The sequence below is a fragment of the Kriegella aquimaris genome (assembly GCF_900103215.1).
GTDB lineage: Bacteria > Bacteroidota > Bacteroidia > Flavobacteriales > Flavobacteriaceae > Kriegella > Kriegella aquimaris.
Genome location: NZ_FNGV01000011.1, coordinates 40,158 through 55,278, shown reverse-complemented (window position 1 = coordinate 55,278; position 15,121 = coordinate 40,158). Strand labels below are relative to the sequence as shown.

General features: G+C 40.9%; 11 protein-coding genes and 1 tRNA gene. 2 read left to right on the top strand and 10 right to left on the bottom strand.

Annotated features, from left to right (window positions below; translation table 11 throughout):
• Window positions 1–95: 95 nt before the first annotated feature.
• The 9 genes from BLS33_RS18110 to BLS33_RS24915 form a co-directional block, all read right to left on the bottom strand.
• Window positions 96–659 (bottom strand): gluconate 2-dehydrogenase subunit 3 family protein, encoded by a 564-nt coding sequence (locus BLS33_RS18110; RefSeq protein WP_089892910.1) that lies wholly within the window; start codon window positions 657–659, stop codon window positions 96–98.
• Window positions 659–2,371 carry a GMC oxidoreductase gene (locus BLS33_RS18105; protein WP_089892907.1) on the bottom strand — a complete coding sequence of 571 codons (1,713 nt, stop codon included), beginning with the start codon at window positions 2,369–2,371 and terminating at the stop codon, window positions 659–661. The genes BLS33_RS18110 and BLS33_RS18105 overlap by 1 nt, the downstream gene beginning before the upstream one ends.
• Before the next feature lie 50 nt (window positions 2,372–2,421).
• The gene (locus BLS33_RS18100; RefSeq protein ID WP_218129596.1) at window positions 2,422–3,966 is read right to left on the bottom strand and encodes a sulfatase family protein; all 1,545 of its coding nucleotides are present in this window, start codon (window positions 3,964–3,966) and stop codon (window positions 2,422–2,424) included.
• Between the two features lie 174 nt (window positions 3,967–4,140).
• Window positions 4,141–5,679, bottom strand: coding sequence for a sulfatase (locus BLS33_RS18095; protein WP_089893167.1), 1,539 nt, complete (start codon window positions 5,677–5,679; stop codon window positions 4,141–4,143).
• Window positions 5,680–5,708: 29 nt separating this feature from the next.
• A complete protein-coding gene (locus BLS33_RS18090) occupies window positions 5,709–7,532 on the bottom strand; it encodes an alpha-1,3-galactosidase-related protein (protein ID WP_089892901.1) in 1,824 nt (607 codons plus the stop codon).
• A 50-nt stretch (window positions 7,533–7,582) separates the two neighbouring features.
• On the bottom strand, window positions 7,583–9,067 hold the full coding sequence (locus BLS33_RS18085) for a sulfatase family protein (protein WP_245731537.1): 1,485 nt from the start codon (window positions 9,065–9,067) through the stop codon (window positions 7,583–7,585).
• A 271-nt stretch (window positions 9,068–9,338) separates the two neighbouring features.
• Window positions 9,339–10,751 carry a sulfatase gene (locus BLS33_RS18080; RefSeq protein WP_218129595.1) on the bottom strand — a complete coding sequence of 471 codons (1,413 nt, stop codon included), beginning with the start codon at window positions 10,749–10,751 and terminating at the stop codon, window positions 9,339–9,341.
• A gap of 73 nt (window positions 10,752–10,824) precedes the next feature.
• On the bottom strand, window positions 10,825–13,452 hold the full coding sequence (locus BLS33_RS18075; RefSeq protein WP_089892897.1) for an alkaline phosphatase D family protein: 2,628 nt from the start codon (window positions 13,450–13,452) through the stop codon (window positions 10,825–10,827).
• A gap of 41 nt (window positions 13,453–13,493) precedes the next feature.
• Window positions 13,494–13,643, bottom strand: coding sequence for a hypothetical protein (locus tag BLS33_RS24915; RefSeq protein ID WP_176801439.1), 150 nt, complete (start codon window positions 13,641–13,643; stop codon window positions 13,494–13,496).
• A gap of 90 nt (window positions 13,644–13,733) precedes the next feature.
• Between BLS33_RS24915 and BLS33_RS18070 the strand changes: the two genes are divergently transcribed.
• Window positions 13,734–13,820, top strand: a tRNA-Leu gene (locus tag BLS33_RS18070).
• 144 nt (window positions 13,821–13,964) lie between these two features.
• Here BLS33_RS18070 and BLS33_RS25315 read toward each other — a convergent pair.
• A complete protein-coding gene (locus BLS33_RS25315) occupies window positions 13,965–14,087 on the bottom strand; it encodes a hypothetical protein (protein ID WP_262495085.1) in 123 nt (40 codons plus the stop codon).
• A gap of 123 nt (window positions 14,088–14,210) precedes the next feature.
• On the opposite strand from BLS33_RS25315, the gene BLS33_RS18065 reads away from it, so the two are divergent.
• Window positions 14,211–15,110, top strand: a complete 900-nt coding sequence (locus BLS33_RS18065) for a MerR family transcriptional regulator (RefSeq protein WP_089892894.1) — start codon at window positions 14,211–14,213, stop codon at window positions 15,108–15,110.
• Window positions 15,111–15,121: the final 11 nt, after the last annotated feature.

Here is a 15,121-nt window from a genome sequence, read left to right as displayed (position 1 = left end):
ACCATGATATGTAGAAATATAGAAAGCGTTGCACGAACAGTTTAAAGCGCCGCTAAGACTATAATCTGGCTCCTATACTGGCCTCAAACTTTCAGTTAAATAGACCAAGCTTTGCCGCCAGACATTTCATTCAGGTCTCCACAGGCTATATATTGTCCTGGGATTGGATCATATGCCAAAACCTCTTCCCCTACATATTCCGTGCATTTGTAGCCCCAAATGGTCAAGTCCCTAATATTTTTGGCAAATGGCACACCTTCTGCAGTATTGCCAGTTAATGCCTTTCTCATTTCAGGAGCTAAGTCATCTGCGGTCAATTCGCTTATTACCTCCTTATTGGAACCTTTTAGCGCATTGGCCGCCAACTGGTTCAAAGTTGCTTTGAATTGATCCTTTTGCTTCGGAGGCATCACCTCCTTCGCAAAACTGTCTAAAAAAATATGCACGTTTACTTCCGACGCCGATAAAGTATTGGTTTTCGGAAGTATTGCGTCTACCAACCCCCTAAGTACCGTGCCCTGGTCTAGGCTAAGAAATTGTGGCACCCAGACATTAGCTTTGGGGTCATTACAACTTTGTAAAACGCTCATAAATGTCGGTGCAGCTACTACATAGCCCATAGACATTCCTATTTGCATCAATGCTTTTCTTCTATCCATTATATGTTTCCTTTTTTAAGTTCTTGCGCCGCATGATTGGCCGCCCTTGCAGAGAAGGCCATATAGGTCAAAGAAGGGTTGACACAGCTTGAAGAGGCCATAAAAGCACCATCGGTAACGTATACATTGGGTACTTCATGCACTTGATTATGACCGTTCAGTACCGAGGTTTTGCGATCTCTACCCATACGGGCGGTACCCATTTCGTGAATACCATGTCCTATATTGTATTTGCTGTTGTTCGTTTTGATATCCTTAAATCCAGCATTTTTCAACATTTCCGCTGCCTGAACCACAATATCTTCACGCATTTTGAATTCATTGTCCCTGATTTCGGCATCAAAGGTAACCGTCGGCAATCCCCAGCCATCTAAATTGTCATAGTCCAAAATCATACGATTGTCTTGGTAGGGTAAAATTTCTCCAAAACCACCCACACCCATCGTCCAACCGCCAGGTTTGAGAATCGCATCTTTAAGCTCTGCCCCCATGGACAGTTCGGCTACGGCATCTTTCCAATTTTTACGGCTTGCCCCTCCTTGATACCCGAAGCCTCGAATGTAATCTTTGCTTTTTGAATTGGCATCTATATTCTTAAAACGGGGAATATATATTCCGCCCGGCCTACGGCCTTTATAATATTTGTCATCAAAATCTTCGATTTTCCCATTTGCACCCGCACCCAAATGGTGATCCATAATGTTTCTACCTATTTGGTCGGAATCGTTCCCCATTCCATTGGAGAAACGGTCTGATTTCGATTGCAATAGGATAGAGGCTGATGCAATTGCAGAGGCACACAAGAAGATAACTTTGGCGTTGAACACCAGCTCTTCTTTGGTCAATTGGTCAATTACTTTAACGCCCGTAGCTTTTTTAGTATCGGGGTCATAAATGACCTCAGTTACAATGGAATCAGGTCTTAGGGTAAGGTTACCGGTACGTTCGGCCGCTGGTAATGTAGAAGAGTTGCTGCTAAAATAACCACCAAAGGGACACCCCCTGGAGCAGCGATTTCTGAACTGGCATTTTGTACGCCCTTCAAACTCCTTATCTCCCGTGATATGGGCTATTCGGCCCGATGTAACGATTCTCCCGTCCAAGTTTTCATAAACCTTATCCCTAAAGTGTTGTTCTACACAGTTCAACTCCATCATTGGAAGAAACTGCCCGTCAGGCAGTTGCCTTAGTCCCATTTTCTCTCCCGAAACCCCAATATAACTTTCTACTTTATCATACCATGGGGCGATATCTTTATATCGTACAGGCCAATCAACACCATGGCCATCATTTTTGTTGGCCTCAAAATCAATATCGCTCCAACGGTAGCTGTGACGCCCCCAAGTTATAGAACGTCCTCCAACATGGTAGCCGCGCATCCAATTAAAAGGTTTGGTTTCATTATAAGGGTGCTCAAGGTCATTCACAAACCACTTATAAGAATCGGCACTCCTTCCTTTGTTTGTTCTACTTTGCTTGGGTCGTTTCGCTTTTTCCGCAATAGAAATTTCGTTGCCATGGGGAAAGTCCCAATCATCCATGTGGGCCGTAGTGTAATCTTTAATGTGCTCGACCATTCTGCCCCGCTCGAGCATCAAAGTTTTTAGTCCGTTCTCACACAATTCTTTGGCTGCCCAGCCTCCGCTGACACCGGTACCTACCACAATGGCATCATAGGAACTTTGTTCCTCGTTGAAATAAAACTTCCCCATTTTTTGTTTACTATTTTTATGCGTTAGAGATTTGAAATATATGTGCGATCCTATTTCTTTTTTTTCTTTTTCACCCTTAAACCAATATCGGGCCTAGAAACTTTTTGTGTCGCTTTGCGCATCACATAGGGTTCCCATTTGGCACGCACTTCCTCCCATTTTTGTAAAGTACGGGTCGGGTACCATGCCGGCCATCCTACCCTATTAAAATCATAATTTTCCTGATTTTTGATTACCCATTCATCTACGGTCGAATACGGATTCTTTTCTGGGAAAATACCCGTTGCCCGAAATTCTTCGGAGACCCCTTGATCCTTGATTACATTCATGCGCCAATTTTCCAATTCGGCCAACAGCTCTTTTTTAACCGCTGCATATTCGGGATTATTAGCGACGTTATGTACCTCATATGGGTCATTCTGTAGGTCAAATAACTCAATTTCAGGTTTAGAAGGCGCGAAAAACAAAGCTTGTTCTGGAGAGAGTTCTCCTTTAAGGTTCATAATATTCATTTCGGCCAACACCGGGTAAGCACCCTCTTTATATTCATTGTATTGTAGATAAGGTCGCTCGGGCATTAAATTTAGAATGAGTTTGTATTCTTTTGAACGGATAGACCGCATAGCATCATGGGTCTCATCCATTTTATCTCGAGCGGCAAAGGTGTATTTTCTAACTTTTATTTCTTCCCCCAAAAGATCTTGACCGTGCAAGGGAACAGGTGGAGTGATCCCAGCAGCTTCAAGAATAGTAGCATCTATATCAATTGACATCACCATATCGTCATTTACCTGCCCTGGTTCAACCTTGCCCGGCCAGCGCATAATCATCGGAATTCGTGTACCACCATCGTACAAAAACTGCTTGCCCCGAATGTGGCAACGGCCATGATCACCAATAAAAAAGACGATGGTATTTTCTGCCAAGCCTTCTTCCTCCAAACGTTTGAGTAACGCTCCCACTTCTCGGTCTACCAATTGCATCTGCTCAAGACCGTTGGCCCAATCACGACGGATAAAAGGAGTATCTGCATAATACGGGGGCAACGCTACATCTTTTATATCGATGGGCCGTTGCGGATCACGATTCCAAGACCGGTGCGTACCGCCAAACGTTATACGGGCAAAAAAGGGTTGGCCCTGTTTTCGGTCAGACCAGTCATTGGTGTTCATAAACAGCTCTTCTTTCGTGTCAGGAAGAAAGTTCATATCAGTTTTATAACTCATTAAAGTCGTAAAATAGCCAGCCTCTTCAAACAGTTTGGGAACCGGTTTGATACCATACGGCAATGGTTTTTTATGATGTTCCCTGTGTTGGTTGGCACCAATATAATTTTGATAAAAACCGGTCATCATAGCCGATCTCGAAGTAGAGCATACCGGGGAAGTAGTAAAGGCCCTATTGTAGCGAATGCCTTCGGAAGCCAGTTTATCAACATTTGGCGTATAAATTCCTTTGGTTCCGTAACATGAAAGATCCGGACTCCAATCTTCAATGGTAATCCATAGAATATTTGGTCTATTATCTTGCGCCTCAACGTTGGTATTCTTGAAAAAAAACAAGACAAATAGTGCTATAAAAAATTTAAACCCCAAGTAGTTCATTTTGCTTTACGTAATTATTTTATTGAAATATTTTTATGATGGGACAAGGAAACAATTTTAAACAAAAGGAATGTATTTATAGGTACATGAAATGTATTCATAAATAAAAAGGTTTTCCAATCTATAATTATGATTTCAGGCCCGACTTTTATGTTCACACAAATCTTATTCAAAAAAAGGAATCATGGATTCACCCGAACTGTCAATGGGATATAGTGCATCTTCCTTTTTTAAACGAGTCTTCATCTGCTTTACCATATTTTTAAGTTTGGCGGGTTCAACAGCTGCCAAATTCTTTTGTTCATAGGGGTCTTTGGAAAGATTAAAAAGTTCATACTTCACTTTTTCTACGTTCATTTCTGGGTAGTAATGATATACCAACTTCCAATCGCCATTGCGATAACTTGTAAAATAACTGCTTCGATGTTGATGCGGAAAATGCATGAGAAACATTTCAGGTTTCTTCGTATTTCTATTCCCTTTTAAATTCTCACCTAAAGAAAAACCATCTACGGCATATTTTTTAGGAGTTTCGATGCTTAACAAATCTAAAATGGTAGGATAAATATCCATAATGGTTCCCATTTGTTCTTGAATGGCATTTTGTACAATGGGCAGTTTTTTCTGCCAAATATTATTCACATCCGGTTTTGCCCAAGCCGCGATAAACGGTACGCGCATGCCGCCTTCATAATGTGTTCCTTTTTTGCCCCGTAATGGGGCCGAACTCCCTACTTGGTACATATTTCCAATCGGGGCATCGGACCCGTTGTCACCAACAAATAACACCAGCGTATTCTCTGCAATTCCCACTTCGTTCAAAACATCTAAAAGGTCTCCCAAAGATTTATCCATACCTTCTACGAGTGCCGAGAACCGCTGTTCCGTTTCACCGTATTTCATGGAAGTATAATTTTCAATGAACCGCGAATCGGTCATAAAGGGAGCGTGCAGCGCATAATGGGACATTTCTAGAAAAAAGGGTTCTTTGCTTTTGATCGCCTTCTTAATCTCCTCTTTCGCCTCTAGCGTTAAAGCTTCGGTGAGAAAGGTTTCGGTGCCATGATATTTCTCCAAATTCGGAACCTGATAATCTAAAATCCCGGGTTTTATTTTCGTTCTTTTGTAATTGTCCATACCCAAATAGCTCCCTGGTTGTCCCCAAGACCCGCCTCCTACATTGACATCGAACCCAAGGTTTAATGGGTTTTCCCCTTCTGACCCCAAAGGACCGAAATGGGCTTTACCCAAGAAAATAGTACGATAACCATCCGCCTTTAAAACTTTGGGCAGTGTGGCGTTATCGGCAGCTTTCAACCCTTTCCAATTCCAGTCCATGGGGCCAAACTCTCCTCGATTATTTTCGCTGGGCTTGATCCATTGTGTGGTTCTATGCCTTGCCGCATTTTGACCCGTCAAAAGGCTAGCGCGAGAAGGAGAGCATACACTTTGTGCATAAAAAGTAGAAAAGCGCGTACCCAGTTTAGCCAACCGCTCCATATTCGGCGTTCTATACCAATCATTGAGCGGGTGCTTTTGCGGATTTCCATTTTTGTCGGTCAAAAAAGGTACAGAAGTATCCATCAGCCCCATATCATCTACCAAAAAAAGTAAAATATTCGGTTTTTTCTGAGCGGTACCGTATATAGGTAATATGACTAGGGCTATAAGACAAATTCGGAAGTAAATCGATTTTAGTTTCATTTGTGCCATGTTTTTAAACTGAACTTTTTCTATTGATTCATACCAAGAAACCCTTTGTTCCCTTTTAATTTCAAACGTTTATTGGAATAAGGGTCTGAATTTAAGGTATTGGTATGGTTCCCATTGTAACTATTTCTTAAAATCTCAACATCCTTACAATTTTGAAAATCGAAAATAGGCGCATTTGGGTAGAGCGAGGGAGCATCAGTTGTTTTCTTGATCGTATTACCTGAAATAAGCAATCCGTCTACCCGATCGGCCCAAACGATACGATTATCAAACGTCTCAATGGTATTATTCTCAAAACGGATATTTCGGTCGTACAATTCTGTTTTATCAAAAGTTTTTCCCAAACGGGGCGTAATATATAAAATGGCGTGCTCCATACCACTATAAGCACAATATTTAAAATGGTTGTTACGAATGACAACGTCTTCGACCGCTCCTGATTCGTACCAGAAATAAGTTTCGCCTCGAAAAAAGATGGAAGACATCATCGATGAAAATTCGTTGTTCTCTATTACCGTTTTCTTGGGTGTTTTTAAAACTACATTTCTGGCTCGATGGTCTTTTATGGTACAGTTTCGCATAGTAAAGGTAGGGTTCCATGTTTTGTTTTCAAGCACATCACCACTGGTCAAACCATCGGGTAGTTTATTTTTGAATCGGAGTTCTGTAAACCGGTCATTAAGAACAGATACGGCGACCACTACATTTTCAGCAGCCCTTTTTGGGCTCGGATTTTGAATAAACCATATATCATCGCCCACACCTGCAAACTCAAAACCCATTTGTTCGAAGTGCTTTAAAGCGACACGAACCGTATGGTCATCTAATATTTCATCGACTTCTACATAGGTACCATGCACGTTGGTGCCATCATCCAACATATGTTTAAAAGTACAGTTCTCGACCAAAATATCACCTTTGCAATTGCAAAAATGGGTGGCATCGGCAATGGTAGAGACTACTCGATCAGAACCTTCACGTACATAGATACCACAATCTAATATCGTGACGTTTTCAGTGCGCTCCATTAAAAATCCCATGCCCAGGGCATGGTGGATCGTGATTCCCTCAAAATGAATATTCTTCGACGATTTAACATGAAAGGCTGGCGCATATCGGTTATGGTCGTGATCACCTTTGGAATGCAAGACGGAACCGACTGGGGGATAGTGCTTTAATTTTTCATGGAAACGAAGTGTCCCATTCAGTCGTTGCTCCACCCATCTCGGCCGACTCGTCATATCCCACGCTCCATGCGATACACGTTTATGCAAAGGATCAAAGGCAAGGGTACTACCCAATTCTGGAAATGTGAATCCGTCTATATTCGGGAACTGCACTCGACCATTTTTCAGTTCCCAAGAATAGCCTTTGGTAAAAGGTTTGATATCACGCCAACCCTCTTCTTCGTTTACGGCCAGGACTTCGCCCTGAAAACTAAAGGGGATGTCCCAATCCAGAGTCAAATTTTTGACGGTCACTTTCCCACAGTTATTGAATTGAAACGGAGCGACCTGACCATGAAAGATAAACTCGGCACCATTACCTACAATTTCTACAGAATCAAAGTCTTCAAATAAAAAAACAATATTCTTTAGACCATTGCCATGGTTGGTGATATACGTATACTTTTGTCTGGCATAATCAGGTAAAAAAGTGTATTTCGCCTTTTCAAACACAAGCTTTACTTCCTTTTCTGAAATGTCCTTTAAGGCCGTTTGAATGACTGGTGTCATATCGCCCACCTGATACGGGATTTCTATGGTTTTTTGAGCATATCCGTTTACTGCGTTCAAAGCTATCGTCAAAAATAGAAGTAGGTATCTTTGTTGTTTATGAATCATTTTTTATTTCACTTAAGTTCTATGTATATTCTATGCTTTAATCTAGGGTATCATAAATCAACACCTGTGCCTTGTAGGGAAGAATCATGATCCCACATGATAAGCCAAGGATCAGAAGTATCTTTTTGAAATGTTTTCATTTTTTGCTTCATCGATTCCAGTACCTCCCCATAATCTTCATCATAGGCCAAGTTCACAATTTCACCAGGATCGGTATCAAGGTTATATAATTCGTATTCAGGCCGGAAAAGATAATCTTGTAACTTCCGTTCACCGAAATATTCCCCATGCTTGCGATAAACACTCTGCCAGGTAGACGACGCCCATAAATCGGAAGCAAAAGGATACTCTAAACGCCAGGCAATATTCCAAATGAGTTTGTAATTCTTATTGCGAATTACCCGCATAGGGTAGTACATGGTAATTTCGTGAAAGGTATGGGAGGCTTTTACTTCATCCCATCCCAGAGGAGATCGTTCACCCACAATTTCTTTGAACGACCGACCGTGAAACGCAACATCGGTAGTTTCGATATCGGCCATATCCAAAATTGTCGGCGTAAGGTCAGCCCATGAAATCATGGCCTCGTTAACCGTTCCTTTCGTCTTTGCAGAAGGATCTTTGATAATACAAGGAAGTTTTATACCCGGTTCATAAACGGTGGTTTTTGCTCCCGGAAAGGCCATTCCATTATCGGAAATATAAATAACAATGGTGTTATCGGCTTTCCCGGCTGCTTTTAACATTCCCATTAATTTGCCGAAACCGTGGTCAATTCTCGAAATACTCTGATAGTATTGGGCTATTTCTTCACGCGTTTCTTGGGTATCGGGCAAAAAGGAAGGTACTACCACATCTTTCGGGTCATAAGTCACTGTCTCCACACCGGCATACCCTTCAGCCTTATTTCCAAAACTATTGGGTTCGTTCCATGGTTCTGACTGAAAGGGTGCTCCACGATGCGGATCATCAGTACAGAAATATAGAAAAAAGGGGTTGTCCGATGACAAAACGTCTTTACACTTTTCTGCCATTTCCACAGTATTTCTAGGGTCAGCCTCCAAAACTTTCTGAAAATGGTAGACCTTTTCCGGTGCTACATGGTATTTACCGATACGGGCAGTTTCATACCCCTCTTTTTCGAGCAATACCGGCAACGAACGCACATTGTCATATGTACTAAAATGATGATAGTCGTGCACATGTCCGTACGAACCTGTTGCATGACCGTACATTCCAGTTAATATTACCGACCTACTTGCCGCGCAACTGGCGCTCGTACAATAGGCATTGGTGAAGCGCACACCTTCTTCCGCCAGCTTGTCTAAATTGGGTGTTTTGATAACCTTATTTCCGTAAGACCCCAGTGCATCTGTACCGTGGTCATCTGAAACAAAAAGAATAATATTTGGTTTGGCAGCCTGGCCCTCCGGTGCTTTTTCTTCGTTTTTATCTACACAACTAAAAATCGACAATACCGAAAACACAGTAATGGCTATCTGCGGAATACGCATATACTTTTTTAATACTAACATTTTGTTTGCAATTTTTATAATAATCAAGGTTTGCAATTTTGCTGGAGCAAATCAATTCAATTATGATGAAAGACATGTTGGCGTGAATTTATAAAATGTATCTAAGGGTTCACAAAATGGAATTTTCGCCTTAGACCCAAAATGATTGTGTTCAATTTCTAAAACTTGATCTATTACAGCCCGTTTTCTGAAATGATATTTGTAAAGGCAATAACCCAATGAATCTTAAAATTTAATAACTACACCAGCAGCATATTTACAGCACCTCTTGTTATTTCAAAGGCACAAACCCGGGATTCTCCGCTTTAGGTATCGGGGCATCGGTTCGTGTCCTCCACTCTTCTAACATAGTGAATAGCTCTTTTGCTTTTTCAGGCTGTGTATTGACCAAATTGTGCTGCTCACCTAAATCTTCATCGAGATTGTAAAGTTCCAAACCATCATCTTCAAAATAATGGTGTAGTTTCCATTTGCCATAGCGCACCATTGAACCGGGTCGTGTTCTAAATTTTGGATCCCGATTCTCATTTTTAGCCGCAACTGCCTGTAGATAAATTGGAAAGTGCCAAAACAAGGGTCGATCATCCCATTTTTTACCTTCTACCAAGATAGGCAGTAAGCTTTTTCCATCATTTTCTTCATCGGGTATTTTGATTCCGGCGACTTCCAAGAGGGTTGGAAAGATATCTAAATTGGAAATGGGAGTTTTATCTTGTTTGCTTTCCTGAATTTTTCCTTCCCAAACAAAAAAGAACGGAACGCGAATACCTCCTTCGTAATAACTTCCCTTTCCCGCTCTAAGCGGATGCTGATTGCTGACGGCGAAAAGCCCTCCATTATCGGAAGTAAATACAATAAAGGTGTTCTTTAATTTATCGGTATCCTTTAAAACATTGATCAAGCGCCCGATATTATCATCAAGATTCTCGATCATCGTAGCATAGTCTACATTACTTTGACCTATGGAAGCCCTCTTTTTCTTGTATTTTTCGACCAGTGAAGGCACTGGTTGAATTGGAGTATGCACAGCGTATGGGGAATAATTGATAAAAAATGGTTCTTTTACTTTGCTAATAAAATCAATTGCGCCGTTCATAACCACATCGGTTAATCGCTCGCCCTCGGCCGCCTTCAAGTCTACATTTTTATAGGGGGGATAATAACTGGAGGGGTGCCCTGCATGGCTACCGCCAATATTTACATCAAAACCTTTTTCTAACGGATTTTCAGAAATGTGCCATTTTCCGGCATGACAAGTGGCATAGCCGTTGGACTTGAAAATTTGGGGGAGCACTAAGAAATTATCAGGCAGAATGGTGGTATTGGCAATGGGAATTAGTTTTCTATCCTTAGATTTCCCTCTGTCTGAGTTTCCGACCGTAAAAATACCATGGCGCTGTGTCCACTTTCCGGTCATCAAACTGGCCCTACTTGGCGCACAGTTGGCCGCCGAGGCATACCCATTAACAAACCACGTTCCCTTCTCTGACAGGGCATCGATATTGGGAGTTTCATAAAACGGAGCATCGGCAAAGGAAACATCCTTCCAACCCATATCATCGATATTGATGATTAGAATATTCGGTTTTGTGGAAATAACCTCCATTTTTTGATTATCCTCTTTACAGGCATATAAAAGCAAACTTAGGATGAGTATGGAAAGGGAATGTCGTATTGCTCGCATTACATTATGAATTTGGCGGTATTCGTTTTTAGTACATTGAAATATTCAACATGTGTCTTTAATAGCCGTCTTATCAAACCGAAAAATCGACCTTGATAATCTTCTTATTTCGTTCTTTTGCCTTAATCTTTTCATAGGATTTTTTTACTTTCCTATCCGTATCTTCTACAACAATGGTGTACTTGCCTGGTGCAAACACCTTAGGTTTAAAACTGCTAGTGGCCAACCGAACGCAATAGACCAACGTGGCATTAGCATCATAAATCGAAACTACAGGTGTCGTTTCGTTCGCTATTTGTAGTTTGGGCAACCATGCAACAGGTTTACGTGCATAATTATCTTCTTGTTTTATGGTAATGGGCCAACCGGCATTTTGAACGGCTTCGCCCTGCGTCGGGTCTACAAATCTCGACCAACAATCAGTTTTAATGGTTCTATCGGTTTTGTTGAAAGTTACCATGCCATAGCCCGTTGCCCTATCGTGAAGTATTTCGGGCTGATGTCCTGTTTTATATGGATTAGCAACAGCCTTAACCGTCATTTTATTACCAAATCCATCAACATGGTTTCCCGTGTAGGCGGGATTTTGATAAGTATGTTCGGCACTATTTACCGCTGGCCAAAACCTTCTAGGCCAAATATTATTGAGTGCGGGACCGGCAAATGCATGGCCGCTATCCCCATGCTCGTCAACGCCGTATTGAATGAAACTGCCTAAATGTTGATCACCCGCAATATGAAAAGCAAAACACTTTCTTATTATTGTTACCGCTTCATCGCGCTTATTCGCAGGCCATCCATTCGAATCCATATCTGCCGTAGGCTTATCACCCAGCACATATTCCCCTTTTTGAGGAATATGTAGAGAAGGCACCACCTCATCTGTTTGGGCCTCCTTGGGCAGTGTCGCAACCGTCGCAAAATTAGTCTGTGACAACACTACTTTCATTTGTGCGTCATTACCCCAGTCTTCTACCCATTCTTCTAGAAACTTCTGCTGCCGTTCCCCGAGCAGTTCGGCCTTCAAATTTTTATGCTCCTTTATATCAAAATCCGGATTTTTTATAAACCCGTTCCATACATCAGCTTCTTCTGGCAGCACATGCTTTGGGGCCGATTTAAATTTTCTGTCCTCTAAAATGGCAAAACTGATTCCTCCGTAGTTCCATTGGGTATAGTACACCCCAATACCCTGTTTTACCGGTGTAGCATCAAAAGGATCCGGCAAATGACTAGTTTGTGTGAACTGTACCATGTTTACCCAATCGGCAGCCATTTTATACCCGCCCGAGTCTTGGGCCGATGCCCCAAACCCTTCACTGACATCAGCTTGTTTACCTTCTTCACCCCACACATTACCGTGATACACATCGTGGTCATCGGGAATAATCGCACAGGGCCGGTGTCTAAAAACATCGCGATACGACCATCCGAACATATACCATTTACGTAGATAATCAAGACATGTTTTATCAAAATCACCACGGTACATAGCTCCAAAACCGCCTGTGGCTTCATAGAATTGATCACCAAGAAATAGAATAATATCAGGGTCCAGTTTTTTTGTATTCGATGGAATATCGTTGTCAGGGAAGCCGTAGTGAAAATTGCAACTGAATACCGCCGTTTTTATTTTGTTTTTGGCTTGGGGCTCTTGGGCGATGGTTCCATGATAATAATAGGTTTCAATTCTATTTCTTAATGGAAGTTTTACCCGAATTCGATACGGAACATCTTGGTCTTTAGTCCAATCGTTGATGGAAAAATTTACTGCCCTACCAATATGTTCAACTTGAGCCGTAGCCAAAGTTTTCCATGCACTTCCTTCCTTAATTTGAAAATCTACGCCATGGTCTCTGATAGCCTCTATAGGAGCCATTTGGGATGTCAACTTTAATTTTCGGTTGTTAAGCGTATATTGAGCGAAGCATATGGGACCAAAAGATTGCTCTTCATTCAAGCGAAGTTCTTCGGAAGTGATGGTCCAATCGCCAAAGGTTACCGATGGGGCCAAATCTTCGGCATTCTTTTTTTCTTGGGGACAATGGGCCAATAACGCAAAATTACCCGTTAATTCGGATGAAGAAATATTGATTGCCGCACTTTCGAAATAAATTTCTTTGGTTTCAATGGCCGTAAGCCAAATTTTAAGGGAACAGGTATCTCTATCGGGATTTGCCTCAATCAGTAATCCGAACTTCTCAGGAAGTGAATTCAATTTTGTTTTTAAAATAGTCTCCCCTACTTGAAGATTTCCGTTCGGTTTAAGGCCTATATCCAGCCCCTTACCAAATACGGCTGCCGACCGATAGTCATCAAAAGGCCCTTTTGCCCCCAAACGAATACCCAGGCATCCATCTTCAAGCGAAGCAAATTTTCCATTTATAATCTCAACCGCCACCGAAGTAGTGAAAGCAATATTTTGTTCAGGTTTTTGTACAGCTAACAAATGTAGGTTTCTATTGGCCGCGGTAACATCGCATGTAACTTTTCCATCTTTAAGAAGCCAATCTTGCAATCTGTTCCCCCAATATTGAGGACCGACCCATTTCATATCAGGCCAGTTTTGCCAATCACTTTTAAAACTGACACCTCTTGAAAATGGCCATACTTGAAATTTACTATTGGTCAATACGGAAGGTGAAACGCAGGGTACGATAGCACCCAACATTATTTTTTTGAGGGAATCTCTTCTTTTCATGGTCATAAATTTAGCCCAAAAAAAGCGCAAGAGCCAGTAACTTATAAAATAACAATTGGAATAACCCGATGTGACTTATGAAGCGTTTGTTGTTGAACAACGAGATTGTACTTGCTGCAGCCCTCTTTGATGCCATGATTGACTTCAGGAAGAACTAGGTTCATGGGTGGTGTCAGCCATGCTTTGTTCATTTGACGTCTATAAATTTTTATCGTGATATCTTTAATCAAACCGACTCTCGGTGAAAATACTTTATTATATTTGCCACACTTTTTACGTTTGCCCACGTGGTGAAATTGGTAGACACGCTACCTTGAGGGGGTAGTGTTCGCAAGGACGTGCTAGTTCGAATCTAGTCGTGGGCACCAGGCCTCCTAATTTTTAGGAGGCTTTTTTATGGTCTTTATAATCCATCATTGTAGGGCATAGTAAAACGCTATTTTTCTTTAAATTTAGGTTCGCAAAGTACTTTTAGATTTGCATCCACTGAAATAGCAGCCTTATTAACATAATTACAAACTCTGCAACATTTCACGCAATTGTATTATAATTCTTCCGTTTTCCTGTATTCTATCGTAACTATTGTTATTTTTATGTGCTAAGGTTGGATTGCTAAAGCCTAGCGTATTTTTCATGATCAAGGCTTCAATTAAATTTTTCAAACAAGATGGTTAAGAAAATTACTCTAAAAATTAACGTTTCTAAATGATTACCACTCGTATTTTAGTGTATTTTTGTTTAATGTTTTATAAAAATAGATGAACACTGTAAAGACAAGTTTCAGCATTCGCGACTTGGAACACCTATCGGGAATCAAGGCCCATACCATACGTATATGGGAAAAACGATATGGTCTGTTGCAACCCGAAAGAACTGACACTAACATACGCACCTATGGCTTGACTAGCCTTCAAAAATTGCTGAACATCGTTTATTTATACAATGATGGATATAAAATATCGAAGATTGCAAAAATTTCGGAAGAGGAAATTCCTGCTTTGGTCAATGAAATACAACTTAATAAAAATAGCGATAATCAAATCATAAATGAATTCAAGTTCGCCATGGTGAATTATGATCAAGCTTTGTTCATGAACACCTACAATACACTTTTATTGAACAAAGACTTTCATACTATTTTTTATGATATTTTTATCCCATTATTTAACGAAATGGGGTTGTTGTGGCAAACGGATACGATAACACCAGCTCAAGAGCACTTTATTACGGAATTGATTAAACAAAAAATTCTAATCAATACCGAAAAATTCCAACAACTCGAACCTTTTAAAACAGATAAGGTATTTGTACTGTTCTTACCTGAAAATGAAATTCATGATATTGGGCTACTTTTTATAAATTACGAGATAGTAAGAAGAGGCTACCAAACAATATTTCTTGGGCCAGCGGTTCCTTTAGAGAATCTCGCGGGCTTAATGGAACATTTTCAGAATGCATGCTTCGTTTCCTACTTCACATTACAACCTTCCGAGGATAAGATTGAAAAGTATATTCATGATTTTGTGCAAATGGGAAATAATTATAATAATCCTAATTTCTGGATTCTAGGAAGGCAAGTACAATTTTTGCAAAAAGAAAAATTACCCGAAACAATATCTGTTTTCACCTCAATTGAACAACTTGTAGATGAAATGTAAATCAGTAAGGT

Bases quoted from the DNA above. Each gene is read 5' to 3' on its own strand.
- BLS33_RS18110 (WP_089892910.1), bottom strand. From the start codon at position 659: ATGGATAGAAGAAAAGCATTGATGCAAATAGGAATGTCTATGGGCTAT.
- BLS33_RS18105 (WP_089892907.1), bottom strand. From the start codon at position 2,371: ATGGGGAAGTTTTATTTCAACGAGGAACAAAGTTCCTATGATGCCATT.
- BLS33_RS18095 (WP_089893167.1), bottom strand. From the start codon at position 5,679: ATGAAACTAAAATCGATTTACTTCCGAATTTGTCTTATAGCCCTAGTC.
- BLS33_RS18090 (WP_089892901.1), bottom strand. From the start codon at position 7,532: ATGATTCATAAACAACAAAGATACCTACTTCTATTTTTGACGATAGCT.
- BLS33_RS18085 (WP_245731537.1), bottom strand. From the start codon at position 9,067: ATGTTAGTATTAAAAAAGTATATGCGTATTCCGCAGATAGCCATTACT.
- BLS33_RS18080 (WP_218129595.1), bottom strand. From the start codon at position 10,751: ATGCGAGCAATACGACATTCCCTTTCCATACTCATCCTAAGTTTGCTT.
- BLS33_RS18075 (WP_089892897.1), bottom strand. From the start codon at position 13,452: ATGAAAAGAAGAGATTCCCTCAAAAAAATAATGTTGGGTGCTATCGTA.
- BLS33_RS24915 (WP_176801439.1), bottom strand. From the start codon at position 13,643: ATGAACAAAGCATGGCTGACACCACCCATGAACCTAGTTCTTCCTGAA.
- BLS33_RS25315 (WP_262495085.1), bottom strand. From the start codon at position 14,087: ATGAAAAATACGCTAGGCTTTAGCAATCCAACCTTAGCACATAAAAAT.
- BLS33_RS18065 (WP_089892894.1), top strand. From the start codon at position 14,211: ATGAACACTGTAAAGACAAGTTTCAGCATTCGCGACTTGGAACACCTA.